The sequence below is a fragment of the Actinomadura sediminis genome, from assembly GCF_042675525.1.
Classification (GTDB): domain Bacteria; phylum Actinomycetota; class Actinomycetes; order Streptosporangiales; family Streptosporangiaceae; genus Spirillospora; species Spirillospora sediminis.
In genome coordinates this window covers 45,913-66,781 of record NZ_JBHTJA010000028.1, presented here as the reverse complement: position 1 = coordinate 66,781, position 20,869 = coordinate 45,913, and the positions used below count along the sequence as shown (strand labels likewise).

At 74.2% G+C, this 20,869-nt stretch carries 23 protein-coding genes; 10 read left to right on the top strand and 13 right to left on the bottom strand.

Annotated elements, in window-relative coordinates:
* Positions 1-192, top strand: a 192-nt coding sequence (locus tag ACFQ11_RS16460; protein WP_378299343.1) for a hypothetical protein, incomplete at its 5' end; no start/stop codon positions are given.
* 206 nt (positions 193-398) lie between these two features.
* On the opposite strand, the gene ACFQ11_RS16455 is transcribed toward ACFQ11_RS16460, so the two are convergent.
* The 6 genes from ACFQ11_RS16455 to ACFQ11_RS16430 form a co-directional block, all read right to left on the bottom strand.
* Positions 399-1,070, bottom strand: coding sequence for a TetR/AcrR family transcriptional regulator (locus ACFQ11_RS16455; RefSeq protein ID WP_378299340.1), 672 nt, complete (start codon positions 1,068-1,070; stop codon positions 399-401).
* 199 nt (positions 1,071-1,269) lie between these two features.
* On the bottom strand, positions 1,270-1,821 hold the full coding sequence (locus ACFQ11_RS16450) for a hypothetical protein (RefSeq protein ID WP_378299338.1): 552 nt from the start codon (positions 1,819-1,821) through the stop codon (positions 1,270-1,272).
* A 14-nt stretch (positions 1,822-1,835) separates the two neighbouring features.
* Positions 1,836-2,444 (bottom strand): TetR/AcrR family transcriptional regulator, encoded by a 609-nt coding sequence (locus tag ACFQ11_RS16445; protein WP_378299336.1) that lies wholly within the window; start codon positions 2,442-2,444, stop codon positions 1,836-1,838.
* 161 nt (positions 2,445-2,605) lie between these two features.
* The gene (locus ACFQ11_RS16440) at positions 2,606-3,772 is read right to left on the bottom strand and encodes an acyl-CoA dehydrogenase family protein (protein WP_378299333.1); all 1,167 of its coding nucleotides are present in this window, start codon (positions 3,770-3,772) and stop codon (positions 2,606-2,608) included.
* Between the two features lie 7 nt (positions 3,773-3,779).
* A complete protein-coding gene (locus ACFQ11_RS16435) occupies positions 3,780-4,505 on the bottom strand; it encodes an enoyl-CoA hydratase-related protein (RefSeq protein ID WP_378299331.1) in 726 nt (241 codons plus the stop codon).
* 141 nt (positions 4,506-4,646) lie between these two features.
* Positions 4,647-4,970 (bottom strand): hypothetical protein, encoded by a 324-nt coding sequence (locus tag ACFQ11_RS16430; RefSeq protein WP_378299329.1) that lies wholly within the window; start codon positions 4,968-4,970, stop codon positions 4,647-4,649.
* Positions 4,971-5,158: 188 nt separating this feature from the next.
* Between ACFQ11_RS16430 and ACFQ11_RS16425 the strand changes: the two genes are divergently transcribed.
* The 8 genes from ACFQ11_RS16425 to ACFQ11_RS16390 all read left to right on the top strand — a co-directional run bounded on the left by ACFQ11_RS16425 (position 5,159) and on the right by ACFQ11_RS16390 (position 12,064).
* Complete coding sequence (locus tag ACFQ11_RS16425) at positions 5,159-6,427, top strand: aromatic ring-hydroxylating oxygenase subunit alpha (protein ID WP_378299327.1); 1,269 nt, start codon at positions 5,159-5,161, stop codon at positions 6,425-6,427.
* Complete coding sequence (locus tag ACFQ11_RS16420) at positions 6,411-6,734, top strand: hypothetical protein (protein WP_378299325.1); 324 nt, start codon at positions 6,411-6,413, stop codon at positions 6,732-6,734. Before ACFQ11_RS16425 ends, ACFQ11_RS16420 begins: the two co-directional genes overlap by 17 nt.
* A gap of 1 nt (position 6,735) precedes the next feature.
* The gene (locus tag ACFQ11_RS16415) at positions 6,736-7,947 is read left to right on the top strand and encodes a metal-dependent hydrolase family protein (protein ID WP_378299323.1); all 1,212 of its coding nucleotides are present in this window, start codon (positions 6,736-6,738) and stop codon (positions 7,945-7,947) included.
* Positions 7,934-8,371 (top strand): nuclear transport factor 2 family protein, encoded by a 438-nt coding sequence (locus tag ACFQ11_RS16410; RefSeq protein WP_378299321.1) that lies wholly within the window; start codon positions 7,934-7,936, stop codon positions 8,369-8,371. Before ACFQ11_RS16415 ends, ACFQ11_RS16410 begins: the two co-directional genes overlap by 14 nt.
* On the top strand, positions 8,368-9,492 hold the full coding sequence (locus ACFQ11_RS16405) for an acyl-CoA dehydrogenase family protein (RefSeq protein ID WP_378299318.1): 1,125 nt from the start codon (positions 8,368-8,370) through the stop codon (positions 9,490-9,492). The genes ACFQ11_RS16410 and ACFQ11_RS16405 overlap by 4 nt, the downstream gene beginning before the upstream one ends.
* Positions 9,493-9,494: 2 nt before the next feature.
* Positions 9,495-10,343 (top strand): acyl-CoA dehydrogenase family protein, encoded by an 849-nt coding sequence (locus tag ACFQ11_RS16400; RefSeq protein WP_378299316.1) that lies wholly within the window; start codon positions 9,495-9,497, stop codon positions 10,341-10,343.
* Positions 10,344-10,473: 130 nt separating this feature from the next.
* A complete protein-coding gene (locus ACFQ11_RS16395; protein ID WP_378299314.1) occupies positions 10,474-11,148 on the top strand; it encodes a TetR/AcrR family transcriptional regulator in 675 nt (224 codons plus the stop codon).
* Positions 11,149-11,203: 55 nt separating this feature from the next.
* Complete coding sequence (locus ACFQ11_RS16390; protein ID WP_378299312.1) at positions 11,204-12,064, top strand: acyl-CoA thioesterase; 861 nt, start codon at positions 11,204-11,206, stop codon at positions 12,062-12,064.
* A gap of 51 nt (positions 12,065-12,115) precedes the next feature.
* Here the strand turns inward: ACFQ11_RS16390 and meaB are convergent, their stop codons facing one another.
* The 3 genes from meaB to ACFQ11_RS16375 are packed head-to-tail and all read right to left on the bottom strand — an operon-like array spanning position 12,116 to position 15,688.
* Positions 12,116-13,072, bottom strand: a complete 957-nt coding sequence (gene meaB, locus ACFQ11_RS16385) for a methylmalonyl Co-A mutase-associated GTPase MeaB (protein ID WP_378299310.1) — start codon at positions 13,070-13,072, stop codon at positions 12,116-12,118.
* Between the two features lie 11 nt (positions 13,073-13,083).
* Positions 13,084-14,247, bottom strand: coding sequence for a thiolase family protein (locus ACFQ11_RS16380; protein ID WP_378299308.1), 1,164 nt, complete (start codon positions 14,245-14,247; stop codon positions 13,084-13,086).
* A complete protein-coding gene (locus tag ACFQ11_RS16375) occupies positions 14,240-15,688 on the bottom strand; it encodes a class I adenylate-forming enzyme family protein (RefSeq protein ID WP_378299306.1) in 1,449 nt (482 codons plus the stop codon). The genes ACFQ11_RS16380 and ACFQ11_RS16375 overlap by 8 nt, the downstream gene beginning before the upstream one ends.
* A 53-nt stretch (positions 15,689-15,741) precedes the next feature.
* On the opposite strand from ACFQ11_RS16375, the gene ACFQ11_RS16370 reads away from it, so the two are divergent.
* Positions 15,742-16,503 carry an SDR family NAD(P)-dependent oxidoreductase gene (locus ACFQ11_RS16370; protein ID WP_378299304.1) on the top strand — a complete coding sequence of 254 codons (762 nt, stop codon included), beginning with the start codon at positions 15,742-15,744 and terminating at the stop codon, positions 16,501-16,503.
* 56 nt (positions 16,504-16,559) lie between these two features.
* On the opposite strand, the gene ACFQ11_RS16365 is transcribed toward ACFQ11_RS16370, so the two are convergent.
* The 4 genes from ACFQ11_RS16365 to ACFQ11_RS16350 are packed head-to-tail and all read right to left on the bottom strand — an operon-like array spanning position 16,560 to position 20,847.
* Positions 16,560-17,318, bottom strand: a complete 759-nt coding sequence (locus ACFQ11_RS16365; protein WP_378299345.1) for an enoyl-CoA hydratase/isomerase family protein — start codon at positions 17,316-17,318, stop codon at positions 16,560-16,562.
* 26 nt (positions 17,319-17,344) lie between these two features.
* Positions 17,345-18,490 (bottom strand): acyl-CoA dehydrogenase family protein, encoded by a 1,146-nt coding sequence (locus ACFQ11_RS16360; protein WP_378299302.1) that lies wholly within the window; start codon positions 18,488-18,490, stop codon positions 17,345-17,347.
* Positions 18,477-19,403: an acyl-CoA dehydrogenase family protein gene (locus ACFQ11_RS16355; RefSeq protein WP_378299300.1), complete on the bottom strand. Its 927-nt coding sequence runs from the start codon at positions 19,401-19,403 to the stop codon at positions 18,477-18,479. Before ACFQ11_RS16355 ends, ACFQ11_RS16360 begins: the two co-directional genes overlap by 14 nt.
* Positions 19,381-20,847 (bottom strand): class I adenylate-forming enzyme family protein, encoded by a 1,467-nt coding sequence (locus ACFQ11_RS16350; RefSeq protein ID WP_378299298.1) that lies wholly within the window; start codon positions 20,845-20,847, stop codon positions 19,381-19,383. Before ACFQ11_RS16350 ends, ACFQ11_RS16355 begins: the two co-directional genes overlap by 23 nt.
* Between the last annotated feature and the right edge of the window lie 22 nt (positions 20,848-20,869).

Genomic DNA, 20,869 nt, shown 5'->3' with positions numbered 1-20,869 from the left:
CTCGGGGCGGACGAGGCGATCGGCCCGGCGGCCGCGCTGCGCGCGTACCTCACCGCGCCCGGCGCGCCGGGCGGGGCGCCGCGCCGCGTCCGTACGGGCGCGCCCGCCGACCTGGTACTGCTGCACACGCCGCTCCGGGAGGCCCTCGCGGAGCTCGCCTCCGGCAACGTGCGCGAGGTCTGGACGGGCTGACGCCTCCTCACCCCGCGGGCATCACGAGTTTCGACGTGGTCATCGCCTGCCGCGACCTGGACGCCTGCACGGCGGGCGCCGCGGAGATCGAGGCGGAGACCGGTCGCGCGGGTGATCGCCCGCGGCCGACGACCGGGCCCCGAGGCGCGCACGCCCGCGCCCCCGGGGCCGCGCCGGCGTACGCGACGGTGCTCACGCGACGGTGCTCACGCGACGGTGAACGTCTCCCGGACGAACGTCAGGAACTCCTCGGCGCCGATGCCCTCCGGCTCGTCGCTGACCATGGGGTCCATGAGCGTGAAGCTGTCGACGAGCGCGCTGCACATGCGCGCGAGGGCGTGCGGGTCGCCGGGCCGGATCGTCCCGTCGGCGTGCCCGTCGGCGACGACTCCCGCCAGGATCCGCACCGTCTCGCGGTGGAAGTCCTTGTAGTCGGGCGGGACGTCGGCGACGTCCCGGCTCCCGGCCTTGGTCATCTGGGCGTGCAGCCGCGCCCACGCCGGGTACTTGCGGCGGTGCTCCAGCTCCGCCGTGACCAGCGCGACGAAACGCTCGCCCGCGGTCGTTCCCGCGGCCGCGGCGAGGCGCTTCATCTCGTCCAGCCGTCCCGGCGCCCGCCGCATCAGGACGGCCAGGTACAGCGCCTCCTTGCTGTCGAAGAAGGAGTAGACCGAGCCCACCGAGAACTCGCACCGCTGCGCGACGTCCTTCAGGCTGGTCGCGTAGTAGCCGCGCTCGGCGAACAGTTCCTCGGCCGTCTCCAGCATCTGCTCGCGGCCCAGCTCGATCCGCCGGCGGCGGCGCACCTCGCGCGGGCTGAGCCGTTCCGGCGCGGCCGCACCCTCCTCCGTGACGCCGGCCGCTTCCCTCTCCGTCACCGCACCCTCCTTGCCGCCTCGCGCACCCGAACCGGCCATCAGCCGATTGAACCGCCGCTCAGTCTACGCCGACCGCGGTCCGGCACCGACGCGGCGGGCGCGCGAGGGCGAACGAGGGACGCGCGAGGACGAGCGAACGGGCGTGCAGACGCAGGGAACGGGCGCGCGGGCGCGCGGGAGGGCCGGTCGGGAGACCGGATCAGGCGATCGGGGCCCCGGACGGGCGGAGGCTCTCGGCCGGCCAGAAGATCTCCGTCGGACGGGTCGCGGGATCGGCGGCCGACCCGTCCGCGGGCGGACGGTCGCCGGTGGCGCGGTCCGGGGGCGGGCACTGCGGGTGGACGCGGCCCGGCGACGCCGCCGCGGCGGCGAGGGCGTGCGCCTTGAACGCGCGCGCGGCACCGCTCAGCCGGTGCTGCACGCAGCCGGGGACCTCGCCGGCGTACGCGGCCCGGCGGCCGCCCCACAGGAGTATCTCCATGCCGCTGTCGAGCACGCCGATCAGCCGGTGCCGGATCCGCTCGTCGGACTCGTACAGCGCCGCGTCCACCGCGAGGGCCCGCGGCCGGGGGCCGCGCACCTGGGAGTTGAGGGCCATCTCCAGGTCGAGGCCCCGCGCGCCGAGGATGCGCAGCGCGCGGGACCCGGCGCCGTCCGCGGTGAGGACGGTGACGTCCCACCCGGCGGCCGCGCGGTCGAACACCCAGCCGCCCGCGAAGCGCACGCCGCCGAGCATGCTCGGGGCGATCACGACGAGATGGTGCCTCAGGGTGTACCGGCGGCGGGTTCGAGTTGCCGGGCGAGCGACCCGGTGTACTCCTTGAAGACCTCGGTCAGCGGAATCGAAGGGTCCAGCAGCCATGATGTCTCTATCCCGTTGAGGAAGGCGACGATCTCCACGGCCTTCACGTCCGCGTCCACGTCGGCGCGGTACCGGCCGGCGCGCTGGCCGCGCCGGATGCCTTCGGCGATGGTGCGCACGGAGGCCCGGTAGCGGCCGAACATGCGGTCGTGCAGCGGATCGTCGGGGTCAAGGTTCTCCATCAGGAGGACGGCGAACATGCCGACCAGGTCGGGTTCCCGGTGGAACCGCTCGGCGACTCCCTCGAGCTGCTCGATGATGTCGGCGTCCATGTCGGCGTGCGCCTCGTCGTAGGCGTCGCGCGCGTCGACGGCGGCGTGGAGCAGGGCTTCCTTGGACTCGAAGTGGTGCAGGAGGCCGGCCGGGCTCACCCCGGCCTCCCGGGCGATCCGCCCGAGCGTGATGCCGCGCCATCCGTGCCGCTTCAGCAGTCGCTGCGCGGCGGTCAGGATCCGCTGCCTGCGGTCCTCACCCTTCGCGAGGAGGGCGGCGTACGGCCGTTGTTCGGTCAACCGGAGGACTCCTTCCAGAAACCTACTGAACACACATTAGGTCGGTTGGCGGCGCTGTGACAAGGGTCACGTGACCGTGATCCGGGAGGTTCCGCCGGGAACGCGGAAGGCCCCCGGACGGTCGCCGTCCGGGGGCCTTCCGCGCGTCGCGCGCGGGCCGGTCACCAGCCCAGGCGTCCCCCACCGGACACGAGGGCCTTCGCGATGACCAGGCGCTGGACGTCGTTCGTGCCCTCCCCGATCGCCATGAGGGGCGCGTCCCGGTACAGCCGCTCGACGACGAACTCCGCGGAGTAGCCGTAACCGCCGTGGATGCGCATCGACTCCAGCGCGCACCGGATGGCGGCCTCGGAGGCGTACATCTTCGCCATGCCCGCCTCCATGTCGACCCGGCCGCCGGTCTTCTCGGCCCGGTCGGCGGCCCAGTAGGTCAGCAGCCGCGCGGCCTGGATCTCGGTGGCCATGTCGGCGAGCTTCAGCTGGATGGCCTGGAAGTTCGAGATCGGCCGGCCGAACGCCTCCCGCTCCCGGGAGTAGCCGAGCGCCGCCTCGTAGGCGGCCTGCGCGACGCCGACGGCCCGCGCGGCGATGTTGATCCGGCCGATCTCGAGCCCGCCGAGGACCTGCTGCAGGCCGCGTCCCTCCTCCCCGCCGAGCAGGTCCGCGACCGGCACCCGCACCTCGTCGAGGACGAGCTCGCAGGTCTCGGGCCCCTTGTAGCCGAGCTTGGGCAGGTCGCGGGTGACCGTGAAGCCGGGCGAGGACGTGTCGACGAGCAGCACCGACATGCCCTCGTGGGCGCGCTCGGCCCGTCCCGTCTTGACCAGGACGGGCAGGACGCCCGCGACGCGCGCGTTGGTGATCCACGTCTTCGCGCCGGTCACCACGTAGTGGTCGCCGTCCCGCACGGCGGTGGTCGCGATGCCCTGCAGGTCGGTGCCGGCGCCGGGCTCGGTCAGGCAGATCCCCGACCGCAGCTCGCCGGTCGCCATCCGGGGCAGGTACCGCTCCTTCTGCGCGGCGGTGCCGTGCCGGGCGATCAGCACGCAGGCGACCGAGTGCGGGCCGAACAGCCCGGCCGCGCCGAGCCAGGCGCGGGCGACCTCCTCGAACGCGAGCACGTAGGAGACGCGGTCGGCGCCGAGGCCGCCGTACTCCTCGGGCACGTTGAGGCCGAACAGCCCGAGTTCGCGGAGCCGCGCCACGATCTCCGTGGGATACCGTCCCGTCCGCTCCCACTCGGGGGCGACCGGCGCGATCTCCTTGTCGGCGAAGTCGCGGAGCGTCTCCCGGAACAGCTTCTGCTCGTCGTTCAGCTCGAAGTCCACCGCGTGGTCACCTTCCCGTCCATTGCGGCGCGCGGCCCTCGGCGAAGGCGCGGGCCCCCTCCTCGGCGTCCGCGCTGCCGAACACCTCGTTCACCTCGTCCGGCGTGCACCAGCGGCGCTGCCGCATCAGCTTCTTGGTCATCGCGACGCCGAGCGGGCCGTTCTCGGCGATCCGGCCCGCCAGCGCGAGCGCCTCGGCGAGGACGCGCTCGGCGGGGACGACGCGGTTCACCAGCCCGTACTCGCGTGCCACGTCCGCGGTGACGGGGTCGCCGGTGAGGCCCATCTCCAGGGCGAGAGCCATCGGGATCCGCTGGGAGAGCGTCGTCCCGCCGCCGCCGGCGAACAGCCCCCGCGTGACCTCGGTCGTCCCGAGCCGGGCGTCCTCCGCCGCGACGACCAGGTCGCAGGCCAGCACCAGCTCGAAGCCGCCGCCCAGCGCGGGACCGTTCAGCGCCGCGACGACCGGCGTGGCGACGCTGCGGTGGTAGAACCACACGAGTCCCTTGACGTCGCCGCCCCGGGCGAACGCCTTCATGTCGAGCCCGGCGCAGAACACCGTCCCCGCGCCCGTCAGGACGATCGCGCGCGTGGCGGGATCGTCGTCGGCGGCGCGCAGCGCGGCCGACAGCTCCGCCATCGCGGCGGGATCGAGGGCGTTGCGCGCCTCGGGACGGTTGAGCGTGAGCACCCGCACGTGGCCGCGCCGCTCGGTCAGGACGAGGCCGCTCACCGGGCCTCCACGGCCCGCGGGCGCCCGTGCGGTGAGGCCGGTCGCGGCGAGGGCGTCCGGTGCGAGGGCGCGCGCCGCGACGGGGTGCGCTGCGACGGGGTGCGCCGCGACGGCGTCTGTGGCGATGGCAAGGGCGGTCCTTCAGTCGGAGGCGGGCAGCGGCTTGGCCGCCTTGATGGTCATGGGCGCGCCGTCACAGGTCAGCTCGCCCGCGCCCGAGGACACGCACAGCAGCTCGACCGTCCCGGCGTCGTCCACGTAGCGCTTGCCGACGAGCGTGGCGTCGGCGGCGTCGCCGGACGGCGCCGGCTTCGCGGGCGCGCCGGACGCGGCGGCCATCGGGCTGCCGCCGCAGGCGATCACCGGGGCGCACTGCGCGGGAGCCCGGACGACCACCACCTTCGTCGTGCACACCGTGCTGGCGAGCTGCGTCCCGGGGCGCAGCGCCGGTTCTGGTGACGTCATGACGGTCCTTCCTTCCTCTCGCTGCGGAAACTATCTTCTCACTTTGCGAGAATCAACCGCTCAGCGGGGCCCGGCGAACGGGCGGCGCCCGGCGGATTGACGATCGCGGCCACCCGTGAGAACCTACGACCCACAAATGAGAATGCCATTCTCGTCAGCGAGAAGGAACGGCACGAGAGGTCGGACCCTTGCCTCACTTCCCGAAACCCGCCGCGGGCAGCTGGACGGAGCACTATCCCGAGCTGGGCACGGCACCCGTCGACTACAACGACTCCATCGACCCCGCGCACTACGAAGCCGAGCGCGAGGCGATCTTCAAGCGGACGTGGCTGAACGTCGGCCGCGTGGAGTCGGTGCCCAAGGTCGGGAGCTACTTCACGAAGGAGCTCGCCGCCGCGGACACGTCCCTCATCATCGTCCGCGGCAAGGACAAGCAGATCCGCGCGTTCCACAACGTGTGCCGGCACCGCGGCAACAAGCTCGTCTGGAACGACTACCCCGGCGAGGAGGTCAAGGGCACCTGCCGCCAGTTCACCTGCAAGTACCACGCCTGGCGCTACGACCTGGCCGGAGAGCTCACCTTCATCCAGCAGGAGGAGGAGTTCTTCGACGTCGACAAGGCCGACTACGGGCTCAAGTCCGTGCGCTGCGAGGTCTGGGAGGGGTTCGTCTTCGTCAACCTCGACCCGGACGCCGCGCCGCTCACGGACTACCTCGGCGAGATGGCCAAGGGCCTGGAGGGCTACCCCTTCCACGAGATGACCGAGGTGTACAGCTACCGGGCCGAGATCGGCAGCAACTGGAAGCTGTTCATCGACGCGTTCGCCGAGTTCTACCACGCGCCGGTCCTGCACCAGAAGCAGGCCGTCAAGGACGAGGCCGACAAGCTGTTCAGCTACGGCTACGAGGCGCTGCACTACAAGCTCGACGGCCCGCACTCGATGATCTCGTCCTGGGGCGGCATGTCCCCGCCCAAGGACCCGAAGATGGTCAAGCCGATCGAGCGGGTGCTCCGCAGCGGGCTGTTCGGCCCCTGGGACCGGCCCGACATCGACGGTCTCGACGACCTGCCGCCCAGCCTCAACCCGGCCCGCCACAAGGCGTGGGGCAGCGACTCCTTCGTCCTCTTCCCGAACTTCATGCTGCTCGTCTGGGCGCCCGGCTGGTACCTGACGTACCACTACTGGCCGACCGCCGTCGACCGGCACGTGTTCGAGGCGAGCCTCTACTTCGTCCCGCCGAAGAACGCCCGCGAGCGCCTCGGCCACGAGCTCGCGGCGGTGACGTTCAAGGAGTACGCGCTCCAGGACGCCAACACCCTCGAGGCCACGCAGACGATGCTCAAGGGCCGCGCCGTCACCGAGTTCCCCCTCAACGACCAGGAGATCCTCCTGCGTCACCTGCACAAAGTCGCCCGTGACCACGTCAAGGAGCACAGCGATGCCGCTGCCCGCTGAATTCGCCGACCTCGAGCCGTACGCGGGCTGGGCCCTGGCCACCGAGCCCGAGCGGTACGCCAAGCGCCTCCAGAGCTCGATGGAGGAGATGCAGGCGTTCTACGACGCGGCGTTCCCCCGGCTCGAGGACGCCATCGCGTACATCGACGAGCACCCGCTGGACGACCTGCCCGAGGACGCCCGCACGCTGATGCACCTCATGCAGGGCCTGGTCATGGTGTCCTTCCCCGTCGAGGTGTGGAAGCAGGCCCGCGTCCCGGACAGCGGCGCGGCGTACCTGGACCTCATCGTGGAGCCCGTGGTCTGACATGCTCACGCTGAGAGCGGGCGGGCTCCTCGACGTCGACGCGGGCGAGATCGTCCGGCCGGGGATCCTGCGGATCGACGGCGACCGCATCGCCGGGGTCGGGGGCCCGCCCGAGGGCGAGGTCATCGACCTCGGCGACGCGGTCCTGCTGCCCGGCCTCATGGACATGGAGGTCAACCTCCTGATGGGCGGGCGCGGCGAGACGCTGGAGTACTCGCCCGTCCAGGACGATCCGCCGCTGCGGATGCTGCGCGCCGTCGGCAACGCGCGCCGCACCCTGCGGGCCGGCTTCACGACCGTCCGCAACCTGGGGCTGTTCGTGAAGACGGGCGGCTACCTGCTGGACGTCGCGCTCGGCAAGGCGATCGACGCGGGCTGGATCGACGGGCCCCGGATCGTCCCGGCCGGGCACGCGATCACCCCGACCGGCGGGCACCTCGACCCGACGATGTTCGCGGCGTTCGCGCCCGGCGTCCTGCAGCTGTCGGTCGAGGAGGGCATCGCCAACGGCGTCGACGAGGTGCGCCGGGCGGTCCGGTACCAGATCAAGCACGGCGCGAAGCTGATCAAGGTGTGCGTGTCCGGCGGCGTCATGTCGCACACCGGCACGCCGGGCGCGCAGCACTACTCCGACGAGGAGCTGCGCGCGATCGTCGACGAGGCGCACCGGCGCGGCCTGCGGGTCGCGGCGCACACGCACGGCGCGGACGCGGTGCGCAACGCCGTCGAGGCCGGTATCGACTGCATCGAGCACGGGTTCCTCATCGACGACGAGACGATCTCGCTGATGGTCGAGCGCGGCACCTGGCTCGTCCCGACCACGGCCCTGGCCGACGGCATGGACGTCTCGAAGGCGGCGCCCGAGCTGAAGGCGAAGGCCGCGGAGATGTTCCCGAAGGCGCGGCGGTCGGTGCTGGCCGCCTACAAGGCCGGCGTGAAGATCGCGGTCGGCACCGACGCCCCCGCGATCCCGCACGGCCGCAACGCCTTCGAGCTGGCGGCGCTGGTCGAGCGCGGCCTGGCCCCCGCGGACGTGCTGCGCGCGGCGACCGTGCGGGCCGCCGAGCTGATCGGCGTCACCGACCGGGGACGGCTCGCCGAGGGGCTCCTCGCCGACGTCATCGCCGTCCCCGGCGATCCCCTGCAGGACATCGCCGTCACCGAGGACGTGCGGTTCGTGATGAAGGGCGGCAAGGTCTTTGTCCAGAAGTAGCGCGTCGGCGAGTGCCGTCGAGGACCACGTCGAGATCCAGCAGCTCCTCGCCCGGTACGCGGTGACCATCACCCGCGGCGACATCGACGGGCTCCTCCGGGTGTTCACCCCGGACGGCACGTACAGCGCCTTCGGGGACACCTACCGGCTCGACGAGTTCCCCGAGCTGGTCGAGGCGGCGCCCAAGGGCCTGTTCCTCACCGGGACGGCCGCGGTCGAGATCGACGGCGACGCCGCGACCGGCACGCAGCCGCTCTGTTTCGTGGACCACGCCACCCACGAGATGCGGATCGGGTACTACAGCGACACCTACGCGCGGACCGGCGACGGCTGGCGGCTGCGGACGCGGGCGATGACGTTCATCCGGCGCAGCGGCGCGCACGACTCCGGGCGTCCGCACGCGCACCGGCGCGCGGGAGCATGAGCGGCACCGACCCGGGCGCGGCCGGCGGGAACATGGACGTCGCGTGGTTCCGGGCGGGGGTGCGGGCGTGGCTGGACGCCAACGACCTGTCCCCCGCGCCCGGCCTGGACTTCGGCGGGCAGGTCGCGCAGCTCGGCCGCGTCCGCCGCGCCCTCTACGACGCGGGCTGGATGCGGTACGGGTGGCCCGCCGAGGTCGGCGGGCTCGGCGGCCCGGCCGTTCTCCGCGCGGTGCTCGGCGAGGAGGTCGCCACCCGCGACCTCGCCGAACCGGGGATCTACTCGATGATCGAGGTCCTCGCCCCGACGGTGATCTCCTACGCGCCGCCCGCGCTGGCGGCCGAGATGGTCCCGCGGCTGCTGAACGGCGACGAGCAGTGGTGCCAGGGGTTCTCCGAGCCCGGGTCCGGCAGCGACCTCGCGTCGCTGTCGACCCGGGCGGAGCCCCGCGGCGGCGACTGGGTGGTCAACGGGCAGAAGGTGTGGACGAGCCTCGCGCAGTTCGCGAAGCGGTGCGTGCTGCTCGCCCGCACCGCGCCCGGCCACGGCGGGATCACGGCGTTCTTCCTCGACATGGAGTCCCCCGGCGTCACCGTCCGGCCGCTGCGCACGATGCACGGCGTCGACGAGTTCGCCGAGGTGTTCTTCGACGACGTCGCCGTCCCGGGCGAGCGCGTGCTGGGCCGTCCGGGCGACGGGTGGCGGCTGGCGATGGACCTGCTGCCGCACGAGCGCTCGACCTGCTTCTGGCACCGGATCGCGCATCTGTACTCGCGGCTGGACCGGCTCGTGGCGGAGACCGCCGAGCCGGACGACGCCGCGCTCGGCGCCGCGTACCTCGCGCTGCACACCGTCCGCTGCCGCTCCCACGCGACGCAGCGGCGGCTCGCCGGCGGCGCGCGGCTCGGCCCGGAGACCTCGGTCGACAAGGTGCTGCTGGCCGCCGCCGAGCAGCGGCTGTTCGACACCGCCCGGGACCTGCTGCCGGGGACGCTGGAGCTGGACGGGACGCCGTGGCGCTCGGAGTACCTGTACTCGCGGGCCGCGACCATCTACGGCGGGACCGCCGAGATCCAGCGCAACATCATCGCCCGCCGTCTCCTCGACCTGGGGAAGGACTGACCATGGACTCCCCCGCGATGGACGCGGCCGAGCGGGAGATGCTCGCCGACGCGCTGCGCAGGACGATGGCGGCGGCGTCGGGGCCCGCGCTCGACGCGGCCCTCGCCGAGCTCGGCTGGCCCGACCTGCTCGCCGCCGCGCCGGACGTCGCCGTCCCGCTCGTCTTCGGGCTGCTCGGCGAGACCGGGACGCACGCCGCAGTGCTGAACGACGTGGTGCTGAACGACGTGGTGCTGAACGACGTGGTGCTCCACGCGGCGGGACGTTCCCTCGGGGACGCGCCGCCGCCGCTGCCGTACGCGGGCGGCCGGTGGGTCGTCTGGGAGCGCGGGCCCGGGGATCCGGACGCGGACGTGCTCGACGGCGACCTGCCGCTGCGGGCCGTCCCGGCCGGCGCGCCGGTCCCGCTCGCCGCGGGGCGGCGGGCGCTCGGCTGGTGGCTGGCCGGCACCGGGCGGGCGATGCTGCGCCTCGCGCGCGAGCACGCGCTCGACCGCGCGCAGTTCGGCCGTCCGATCGCCTCGTTCCAGGCCGTCCGGCACCGGCTCGCCGAGACGCTGGTCGCGCTCGAGGGGGCCGAGGCCGCGCTGGCCGCCCCGCACGACCCGGCGGACGCGGACCTGGCGGCGCTGCTGGGCAAGGCCGCGGCCGGACGGGCGGCCCTGACGGCGGCCCGGCACTGCCAGCAGGTGCTCGGCGGGATCGGGTTCACCGAGGAGCACGGACTGCACCGGCACGTGCGGCGCGCGCTCGTCCTGGACGGGCTGCTCGGCGGCTCCCGGGAGCTGACCCGGGAGGCGGGGCGGATCCTGCGCGCGGAGGGGGCGGCGCGGCGGCTCGTGGATCTGTGATCGGTAACGCTGCGCGGCGCTTGAGGGTATGACACTCTTGAGTTAGGAAAGTCATAGTCTCGTTGCCGTGCGCGCCGTAGTGCGATGCCGGTACCGGTGACTGCCGATACCGTGCAGTAAGGTTCTACACATGGTGCAGAAGACGGATTCGACGGCGGACACCCCGAGCCCCCGGCCGGCCTGGAAGGACCGCGCGGTCGAGCGGTCGACCAAGGCGGCGCGGCTGCGCGCCGAGCAGCGGGTGGAACGGTTCCTCGACGCGGCGCAGGCGATCATCGCGGAGAAGGGCAGCACCGACTTCACCGTGCAGGAGGTCGTCGACCGCTCCCGCCAGTCGCTGCGCAGCTTCTACCAGCACTTCGACGGCAAGCACGAGCTTCTCCTCGCCCTGTTCGAGGACGCGCTGCGCCGGTCGACCGAGCAGATCCGGGCCGCCGCGGGCGGCCGGGCCGACCCGATGGACCGGCTCAAGGTGGCCGTGGAGCTGCTGTTCGAGCTGTCGCGGCCCGACCCGGCGGCGCAGCGGCCGCTGTTCACCGACTTCGCCCCGCAGCTGCTGGTGTCGCACCCGGCCGAGGTGAAGTCGGCGCACGCGCCGCTGCTCGCGCTGTTCACCGAGCTGCTGGAGCAGATCGAGGCGGCCGGGCGGCTGCGGGCGGGCGTCAAGCCGCGGCGCGCGGCGGCGCTGGTGATGCAGACGGTGATGTTCATCGCGCACGGCGCCCCGGTCGACGAGGACGCCAACCCGATCACGGCCGACGAACTGTGGGAGTTCTGCTCCACGGGGTTCGCCGCCACCGCGTGACCCACGCGCGAGAATCGCATTCTCTTTTATCGGTCATCTGATTTACACTAGTGGTATGCCCACTTCCGTGACCGATCCGTGGCGCGACCTCCTCGCCTGCCTGGAACTGGACGGCCCCGAACCCGCCCCCGGCGGCGGCTCCGGCCCCCCGTCCGCCCACACCGCCACCGCGCGGCTGTCCGGACGCAACCAGCGGCTGGCCTACCACCGGCTGTTCGGCGGTCAGCTCCTCGCCCAGTTCGTCCGGGCGGCCGCCGCCGTCTGCCCGGACAAGGCCGTCAAGTCCCTGCACGCGCTGTTCCCCCGCGCGGGCCGCTCGGACGAGCCCGTCCGGTACGAGGCCGAGCGCCACCATGAGGGCGGGACGTTCGCGACCGTGTCGATCACCGCCCGGCAGGAGACCGGGGTGATCGCCACCGCGTCGGTGTCGCTGCACGCCCCCGAGGACGGCGCCGGCCGCCAGTCCGTCCCCGGAGTCCCGCCCGTCCCCGGCGCCGGGCACGCGGTGAGGCTCGACCTGCTGCCGTGGGAGACCCGCTCGGCCGCCGAACCGGACGCCGCGGCCGCCGGGCCGCCCGAGTACGAGCTGTGGATGCGCACGCCCGCCGTCGCCGCGGAGCTCGCGCCGGCCCTGGCCGCCTACGCCACCGACCTCACGCTCATCGGCACGGCGCTGCGCCCGCTCGACGGCGTCTCGCAGAACGACGCGGGAACGGCCTTCACGTCGGCCGTCACCTCGCACACCGTCTGGTTCCACCGGCCGTTCCGCACCGACGACTGGCTGCTGCTGCGGCAGCACAGCCCGATCCTGGCGCACGGCCGCTGCTTCGGCCGCGGCGACGTCCTCACGGCGGACGGCTCCCTCGTCGCCTCCTACGCGCAGGAGGCCCTCCTGCGGCTGAAGGAGCGCACCTGAGGGAGCCCGACGGAGGGGCCGCTCGCGCGCGGCCGGGGCCGCGCCCGGCGGCTACCCGGGTTCCCGCTCCTCCGCCGTCCCGCCGGGCTCGCGGGAGCGGCGGAGGAGCAGGTCCGCCGCGGTGTAGGCGTCGTACCGCCCGGCGGCGACGGCGGTGGCGAGCCGGGCGAGCCCGGGATGGGCGCGCAGCCGCGTGTGGGCCAGCGAGAGGATCTGCGCGTGCGCGCGGGACGCCCGCCGCTCCGCGGTGTCGGCGCGGTGGTGGGCGTCGATCGCCTCGACCAGCTCGGGCAGGCCCGTCCCCTCGGACGCCACGAGGGTGAGCACCGGCGCGCCCGTCTCGGTCCGCAGGTCGCGGACGGTACGCGCGGCGCCGTCCCGGTCGGCCTTGTTGACGACCAGCAGGTCGGCGACCTCCAGCAGCCCCGCCTTCGCCGCCTGGACGGCGTCGCCCGCCCCCGGCGTCAGGACGACGACGGTGGGGTCGGCGACGGCGGCGACCTCGATCTCGGACTGCCCGACGCCGACCGTCTCCACCAGGACCAGGTCGAACGCCAGCGCGGTCAGCAGCCGGACGGCGGCGGGCACGGCGGCGGCGAGGCCGCCGAGGTGGCCGCGGGTCGCCAGGGAGCGGATGAGCACGCCCGGGTCGGTGGTGTGCGCGGCCATCCGGATCCGGTCGCCGAGCAGCGCGCCGCCGCTGTACGGAGAGGACGGGTCGACCGCGAGCACCGCGACCCGCAGCCCGCGCTCCCGGTAGGCGCCGACGAGCGCGGCGGCGGTCGTCGACTTGCCCGCGCCGGGCGGCCCGGTCAGCCCGACGACCCGGGCGGCCCCCGCTCCGGAGGCGGGAGCGGAGGCCGGGTCCGGCGCGGCGTCGAGGGCGGCGAGGACCTCGTCCCGGCGCTCCCCCTCGACGAGGCTCAGCAGCCGGCCCGCCGCGCGCGGCGACCCGCGGCGGGCCGCGGCGACCAGCCCGGGGACGTCCGTCACGGGGGTGTCCGTCACGGGGGTGTCCGTCACGGGGCGGGGACCTCGAGCACGGTGGCCGACCCCATCCCGCCGCCCGCGCACATCGCGGCGACGCCCACGCCGCCGCCCCGGCGGCGCAGCTCGTGCACCAGCGTGACGAGCATCCGGGCGCCGGTGGCGGCGACCGGGTGGCCGAGCGAGCAGCCGCTGCCGTTGACGTTGACCCGGTCCGGGTCGAGCCCGAGCCGGCCGACGGTCGCGACGCACATCGCCGCGAACGCCTCGTTGATCTCGAACACGTCGACGTCCGCGGGCTTCATCCCGGCGCGGGCCAGCGCCTTCGGGATCGCCTTCACCGGTGCGAGCCCGGTGATGCGGGGGTCGACGCCGACGGACGCCCACGACCGGACGGTAGCCAGCGCGGGCAGCCCGTGCTGGCGGGCGAACCGGCCGCCCGCGACGACGAGCGCGGCGGCGCCGTCGTTGGCGCCGCAGGCGTTCCCGGCGGTGATGCCGAACCCCTCGATCTCGGGGTGCAGCGGCTTCAGCGCGGCGAGCTTCTCGAGCGTGGTGTCGCGGCGCGGGTGCTCGTCGACGGCGAACGTCCCGTGCGGCGTCCCGATCGGGACGATCTCCGCGTCGAACCGTCCCTCGTCGATGGCGCGGACGGCGTTGCGGTGCGAGCGCAGCGCCCAGGCGTCCATCTCCTCCCGGGACACGCCCGCCTCGACGGCCGCGTTCCAGCCGACGGTGATCGACATGTCGCGGTTGGGGGCGTCCGGCCGGTCGGGGTGCGTGGGCGGGAACCAGTCGGTCCACTCGCCGTCCACCCGGAACGACGACTTCGGCGCGGTCGACGCCGAGTTCACGCCGCCCGCGATGATCAGGTCGTCCATGCCGGCGCGGACGCTCGCGGCGGCGCTCTGCACGGCGGCCTGCCCGGCGGCGCAGTGCCGGTTCTGGGCGAGTCCCGGGACGTCGGTCAGCCCGGCGGTCAGCGCGGCGTGCCGGGCGACGACGCCGCCGCCGTAGAGGCCCTCGGCGAGGATCACGTCGTCGATCAGGTCGGGGGCCAGGCCGGACGCCGCGTGGGAGACGACGTGGTGGGCCAGGTCGAAGGCGGTGGTGTCGCGCAGGGTCCCCTTGAAGGCGGTGCCGATGGGGGTGCGCAGCGCGGACACGATGACGGCTTCGGGGGCGGTCTCAGGCATGTGCGGACTCCAGGTCGGCCAGCAGGGTGCGGCGGAGGATCTTTCCGGTGTCGGTCTTCGGCAGTTCCGCGCGGAAGACGATCGCGTCGGGCGTCTTGGACGAGCGCAGCCGCTCCCTCGCCCACCGCCTGATCTCCGCGGGGTCGCCCTCGCCGACGACGACCGCGACGATCCGCTGCCCCCACTCGGGGTCGGGCGGGCCGACGACGGCGACCTCGGTGATCCCCGGGTGGCCGAGCAGGACGTCCTCGATCTCGGCGGGGGCGATGTTCTCGCCGCCCCGGATGATGGTGTCGTCGGCGCGGCCCTCGATGAACAGGTAGCCGCCCTCGTCGAGCCGCCCCCGGTCGCGGGTGGCGAACCAGCCGCCGGCGTCCAGCACCGTGCCGCCCCCGTACTCGCCGGAGATCTGGTCGCCGCGGACGAAGACCAGCCCGGTCTCGCCCGGCTCCGCGGGTGCGCCGTCGTCGCGGCGGATCTGGAACTCCACGCCCGGCACGGCCCGGCCGACCGACTCCAGCCGCGCCCGCACCGCGGGGTCGCCGGAGGCGAGCGCCTTGCGGTGGTCGTTCGGCCCGAGGACCGCGACCGACGACGCCGTCTCCGTCAGCCCGTAGGCGTTGACGAACCCGGTGCCGGAGAAGACCCGCAGCGCCCGTTCGAGGACGGGACGCGGCGTCCGCGCGCCCCCGTAGGCGAGGGTGCGCAGCGTCGGCGTCCCGGCGTCGTCGCCGTCCACCTCGGCGACGATCCGGGCGAGCATCGTCGGGACGACGAGGGCGTGCGTGACGCCCTCCCGCCGGACGGTCGCGAGCCACTCGGCCGCGTCGAACCGCGCCATGTAGACGACGCGGCGGCCGGTGTAGAGGTTCGTGAGCAGGTTGGCCAGCCCGGCGATGTGGTACGGCGGGACGGCGACGAGCGCCGCGTCGTCCTCCCCGGCGGACGCGAACTCGAGGGTGTTCATCACGTAGGCCAGCAGGTGCCGGTGCCGCAGCACCGCCGACTTCGGCGCCGAGGTGGTGCCGCTGGTGTAGAGCAGCACGGCGACCTCGTCGCCGTCCGGCATCTCCCCGGGTTCCGCGCCGGCGGGCGGGTCCGCCGCGTCGAGGAGGCCGTCGAGGTCGCCGGGGCGCAGCACGAGGGCGCCGGGGTGCCGGTCGCGCAGCCCGCGGAGCTGCTCCTCGCCGAGCCGGTAGTTGAGGGGGACGAACGGGACGCCCGCCAGCGCCGCGCCGAACAGCGCGACGGGGTAGGCGAGGTGGTTGGTGCCCAGGTACAGGACCGCCGGGTACTCCCGGAACCGATGCGCCGCGGAACGGGCGAGGCGCAGGAGCTCGGAGGCGGTGCAGGAGCGGCCGCCCGCCGCCCCGTCGCCCGCCGACACGGCCACCCGGTCACCCGCCGAGACCGCCATTTCGAGGATCATCGCAATGTTCATGAGAATGCTATTCTCGCTCAGGTAGATCCATATTAGCAAGAGAGGGGACACCGATGCAGATCAGCGGGAGCTCCGCGATCGTCGTCGGCGGCGCGGGCGGCCTCGGCGAGGCCACCGTGCGCCGCCTGCACGCGGCCGGCGCGAAGGTCGTCGTCGCCGACCTCGCCGACGAGAAGGGCAAGGCCCTCGAGGCCGAGCTGGGCGTCCGGTACGTGCGGACCGACGCCACCGAGGAGGCCGGCGTCGAGGCCGCGATCGCCGCCGCCGCGGACGCCGCCCCGCTGCGCGTCTCCGTCGACTGCCACGGCGGCCCGGCCACCGGCGGGCGGCTGGTGGGCAGGGACGGCTCCCCCCTCGACCTCGCGGGCTTCCGCAAGACCGTCGACGTGTACCTGACCGGCGTGTTCAACGTGATGCGCCTCGCCGCCGCCGCGATGGGCCGCCAGGACGACGTGGACGGCTCGCGCGGCGTCATCGTCAACACCGCGTCGATCGCCGCGTACGAGGGGCAGATCGGGCAGCTCCCGTACGCGGCCGCCAAGGGCGGGGTGGTCGGCATGACGCTCGTCGCGGCTCGCGACCTGTCCCCCCTCGGGATCCGCGTGGTCACCATCGCGCCCGGCACCTTCAACACCCCCGCCTACGGCGAGGCGGGCGACAGGCTCGAGGCGTACTGGGGACCGCAGGTCCCGCACCCGCGCCGCATGGGGCAGAGCCCGGAGTACGCGGCGCTCGTCGAGCACATCTGCGAGAACGACTACCTCAACGGCGAGGTCGTCAGGCTCGACGGCGCTCTGCGGTTCCCCCCGAAGTGAGACCGTCGTGAGGCCCCGGGAGCCGTGCGCGGCTCCCGGGGCCTTCTCATGTCACGTCACTCCGCGTTCTTGGCGAGCCGCGCCATGCTCGCCGCGAAGTCGTCCGTCTGGAACGACTGGTCCTCGGCGTTCAGCGCGAAGTCGAGGGTCGCGAGCACGGTCCGCTCGAGCTGGATGTTGAGGATGCGCTTGGTGCTCTCCACCGCCAGCCGCGGCAGGCCCGCGATGCGCTTCGCGCACGCCAGCGCATCGGTGAGCGGGTCGTCGACGACGTGGTTCGCGAGCCCCATCTCCAGCGCGCGGCGCGCGGGGATGCGCGCACCGGTGATCGCGTACTCCTTCGCGAACAGCAGGCTGGTGTGCAGCGGCCACGTCAGCGGGCCGCCGTCCGCCGCAACCAGGCCGACCTGCACGTGCGGGTCGGCGAGGTGGGCCGACTCCGCGAAGTAGGCGACGTCGCTGAGCGCGACCAGGCTGCACCCCAGCCCCACGGCGGGGCCGTTGACCGCGGCGACGACCGGCACCCGGCAGCGCGCCATGCCGAGCACGATGTCGCGGCCGTCCGCGAGCGACCTGGCGCGCAGCTCGGGATCGCCGCGCAGCTCCTCCAGGTAGGCGAAGTCCCCGCCCGCCGAGAACGCCTTGCCGCGCCCGGTCAGGACGGCCGCGCGGGCGTCGCGGTCCGCGGCGAGCCGCGGCCACAGCCGCGCGAGGCCCGCGTGCAGCGGGTCGTTGACGGCGTTGAGCGCGTCCGGGCGGTTCAGCGTGATGATCCGCACCGGGCCGTCCGCGGTGACGTCGATCTCGTCCGGCATGTCGTACACGGTGGGCTCCCTCGGCTTCAGACGGCGGGTCGGGCGGGCAGGCGCAGGATGCGCTGGGCGATGATGTTCTTCTGGATCTGCGAGGTGCCGCCCATGACGCTCTGGGCGCGGCTGTACAGGTAGGCGTGCAGCATCTCGGCGTCGCGGGTGCCGGCGACGGCCAGCGCCGCGTGCCCGACCGACTGCTCGGCCCACGTCATGAGCAGCTTGTCGAGAGACCCCTCGGGGCCGTGCGAGACGCCGTCGAGCCGTTCCGACAGCCGCCGCCGGACGTGCAGCCGCAGCATCTCCGTCTGGACGGCGGCCCACGCGAGCTCGTCCCGCGCCGTGCGGCCGAGTCCTCTCCCGTCCGGCCCCGTACCGTCCGGGGCGTCGCCGTCCGCGCGGGAGGCCAGCTCGCGGACGAGCTTGCCGTAGCGGGCGGAGAAGCCGAGCTCGGCGGGCTCGCGCTCGTGCCCGACGATCGTCATCGCCAGCGCCCAGCCCTCGCCGGGCGCCCCGACCATCCGGTCCGCGGGCACCCGCGCCCCGTCGAAGACGACCTGGCCGAACTCGGTGCTGACCCCGCTCATCATCGTCAGCGGCCGCTGCTCGATGCCCGGCTGCTTCATCGACACGATGAACCCCGACAGGCCCTTGTGGCGCGGGACGTCGCGCTCCGTGCGGGCCAGCAGCAGGCACCAGTCGGCGACGTCGGAGTAGCTCGTCCAGATCTTGTGCCCGTGGAGGACGTACTCGTCGCCGTCCCGGGTCGCGGTCGTGGTGAGGGACGCGAGGTCGGACCCGGCGCCGGGCTCGGAGAACCCCTGGCACCAGCGCTCGGTCCCGTCGATCATCCCCGGGAGGAACGCGCGCCGCAGTTCCTCGCTCCCGTGCCGGCCGAGGCCCTGCACGAGGTATCCGAGGCTCGGCCGGGGCGGGGCGCCCGCGCGGGCGAGCTCCTCGTCCAGGATCACGTCGTAGACGGGCGGCAGCTCGTGGCCGCCGTACTTCTTCGGCCACGACAGGCCGAAGAACCCGGCCGCGTACAGCGTCCGGTGCCATTCGCCCGCCCGCCGCCAGTACTCGTCCCCCGAGGTCGGGAACGTCCCGGCGCGTCCGGCCAGCCAGTCGCGCAGGCGGGCGCGGAACGCCGCCTCCTCCGGCGAGTCACGAAAGTCCAAGGTCGATCTCCTCCAGTCGCGCGGGGAACAGCTCGGCGGACGCCAGCGCCCGCCGCAGGTACACGTGGGCGAGGCAGTCCCAGGTGTTGCCGATGCCGCCGTGCACCTGCACCGCCGTCTCGCAGACCGTGCGCGCGGCCCGCGCGCAGTAGACCTTCGCGATCCGGGCGGCCCGCAGCGCCTCGTCCGCGGTCAGCTCGTCGACGGCCCAGGCCGCGTGCCGCAGGACGCTCACCGAGCCCTCGATCAGCGCGAGCCCCTCGGCGAGCGGGTGCGCGACCGCCTGGTAGGAGCCGATCGCCCTGCCGTACTGCTCGCGGACCCCGGCGTACTCGACGGCGAGCGCCAGCGCGCCGCGGGCCGTCCCGACGAGGTCGGCGGACGTGACGGCGAGCGCGAGCGCGAGCCGCCGCCCGGCGGCGTCCGGGTCCAGCCCGCCCGCGGGTTCGAGCGCGCCGACCTCCGCGGCGCGCCGGGTCAGGTCGGTCTCCGGGAGCGCCGCGCCGACGGGGCCGGCGAGGATCCGGCCGTCCCGGACGGCGAGGGCCCGTTCGGCGCCCGCCGCGTCCACGGCCTCGACCGTCCCGGCGGCCGTCCCGGCCGTGACGTCCACCGCGATCGTGCAGGCGTCGCCGACGTCGGCGTGCGGCCGCAGGTCGTCGGCCAGGACGGGCCCCGCGAAGGGGACGTCGACCAGCCCGCGGGCGAACTCCTCGGCGACGATCGCGACCTCCACGCCCGACGCGCCGTCGGAGCGCAGGGTCCGCCAGCCGGTCGCGGCGACCGCCTTCTCCAGCCGCGCGACGCGGCCGGCGTCGGCCAGGTCCTGGACGGACCGGGGGCCGAGGTCGTCCGCCAGCCGCGCGGCCGCGTCCCGCAGCTCGCGCTGTTCAGTGGTCAGTCGCGCGTCCATGACGCTCCTTGAGTACTCGGCGCAGCACCTTGCCGGAGGGCAGGCGGGGGATCTCGGGCACGACCACGACGCGGCGCGGCCGCTTGTAGCCGGCGAGCCGCTCGCCGACGTACGCGATCAGCTCCGCGGGGTCGGGCGGCGCGCCCTGCGCGGTGACGGCCGCGACGATCGCCTCGCCGTCGGCCTCGTCGGGCACGCCGAAGACGGCGCAGTCCGCGACGCCGGGGTGTCCGTGCAGGACGCCCTCGATCTCGGCGGGCGCGACCTGGAAACCCCGCACCTTGATCATTTCCTTGGACCGGTCGGTGAGCGTCAGCCAGCCGTCCGCGTCGATGCGCCCGACGTCGCCGGTGCGGTACCAGCCGTCGGCGAAAGCCTCGGCCGTCGCCTCGTCCGGCAGGTAGCCCGCCATCAGCGACTCCGCCCGCGCCTGGATCTCGCCGACCTCGCCGGGGCCGAGCGGTTCGCCGGTCTCCAGCGACACGGTCCGCAGCGTCACGCCGGGCACGGCGCGGCCCGCGCTGTCCAGCCGTGCGCCGTCGAGCGGGTTGCAGGTGATGACGGGCAGCTCGCTGGCCCCGTAGGCGGGCACCCAGCCGACGCCCGTCCGCCGGGTGACGGTCTCGGCGACGCTCGGCGTGACCGGCGTCGCGCCCCACATGATGAAGCGCAGCGAGGACAGGTCGTAGGACTCGAGGCCGGGATGGTTCGCGAGCGCCAGCGCGATGGGCGCGACGGCCATCTCGACGGTGATGCGGTCCGCCTGGATGTGGTGGAGCATCCGGTCGAGGTCGAAGCGGCGGTGCAGCCGCAGCCACGCCCCCGTGTCCAGGGCGGTGACGATGTTGAGCAGGCCGAGGATGTGCGAGGGCGGGGTCGTGATCTGGATGCGGTCGCGGGCGGTCAGCGCGAGGGCGTCCCGCCAGTGCCGGACGGCGGCGGCGAACGAGCCGTGCGTGTGCCGCACGGCCTTCGGCATGCCGGTCGTGCCGGAGCTGAACACCAGGACGGCGTCCGCGTCGGGGTCGGGGTCCTTGTAGTCGGCCGCGACGGGCTCGACGGGCTCGACGGGCTCGTCGAGGTGCAGCATCGGCATCAGCCCGGCGAGCACCGGGTGGTCGCCGACCGCGTGCGCGGGCTCGGTGATCTCCAGGGCGTGCGCGACCTCGGTGCGCTTCCACGCCGGGCTGAGCAGGACGACCGCCGCGCCGAGCTTCCACACGGCCCGGACCGCGACGACGAACTCGGGGCGGTTGGACGACATGAGCGCCACCCGCCGCCCGGCCCGCACGCCCCGCTCCGCGAGCGCGGCCGCGAGGCCGTTCGCCAGCGCGTCCAGCCGTTCCGCGCTGTACTCGCGGTCGCCCTCGCCGGACTCGGGGTCGGCGAAGACGAGCGCGATCCGCTCTCCGGCGTCCGGAGAGCGCGGATCAGGGGACGACATTGAGAGTCTCCCGTTCAGAAAA

Bases quoted from the DNA above. Each gene is read 5' to 3' on its own strand.
- ACFQ11_RS16415 (WP_378299323.1), top strand. From the start codon at position 6,736: ATGCTCACGCTGAGAGCGGGCGGGCTCCTCGACGTCGACGCGGGCGAG.
- ACFQ11_RS16390 (WP_378299312.1), top strand. From the start codon at position 11,204: ATGCCCACTTCCGTGACCGATCCGTGGCGCGACCTCCTCGCCTGCCTG.
- ACFQ11_RS16350 (WP_378299298.1), bottom strand. From the start codon at position 20,847: ATGTCGTCCCCTGATCCGCGCTCTCCGGACGCCGGAGAGCGGATCGCG.
- ACFQ11_RS16375 (WP_378299306.1), bottom strand. From the start codon at position 15,688: ATGAACATTGCGATGATCCTCGAAATGGCGGTCTCGGCGGGTGACCGG.
- ACFQ11_RS16365 (WP_378299345.1), bottom strand. From the start codon at position 17,318: ATGCCGGACGAGATCGACGTCACCGCGGACGGCCCGGTGCGGATCATC.
- ACFQ11_RS16355 (WP_378299300.1), bottom strand. From the start codon at position 19,403: ATGGACGCGCGACTGACCACTGAACAGCGCGAGCTGCGGGACGCGGCC.
- ACFQ11_RS16405 (WP_378299318.1), top strand. From the start codon at position 8,368: ATGAGCGGCACCGACCCGGGCGCGGCCGGCGGGAACATGGACGTCGCG.
- ACFQ11_RS16370 (WP_378299304.1), top strand. From the start codon at position 15,742: ATGCAGATCAGCGGGAGCTCCGCGATCGTCGTCGGCGGCGCGGGCGGC.
- ACFQ11_RS16380 (WP_378299308.1), bottom strand. From the start codon at position 14,247: ATGCCTGAGACCGCCCCCGAAGCCGTCATCGTGTCCGCGCTGCGCACC.
- ACFQ11_RS16430 (WP_378299329.1), bottom strand. From the start codon at position 4,970: ATGACGTCACCAGAACCGGCGCTGCGCCCCGGGACGCAGCTCGCCAGC.
- ACFQ11_RS16420 (WP_378299325.1), top strand. From the start codon at position 6,411: ATGCCGCTGCCCGCTGAATTCGCCGACCTCGAGCCGTACGCGGGCTGG.
- ACFQ11_RS16400 (WP_378299316.1), top strand. From the start codon at position 9,495: ATGGACTCCCCCGCGATGGACGCGGCCGAGCGGGAGATGCTCGCCGAC.
- ACFQ11_RS16395 (WP_378299314.1), top strand. From the start codon at position 10,474: ATGGTGCAGAAGACGGATTCGACGGCGGACACCCCGAGCCCCCGGCCG.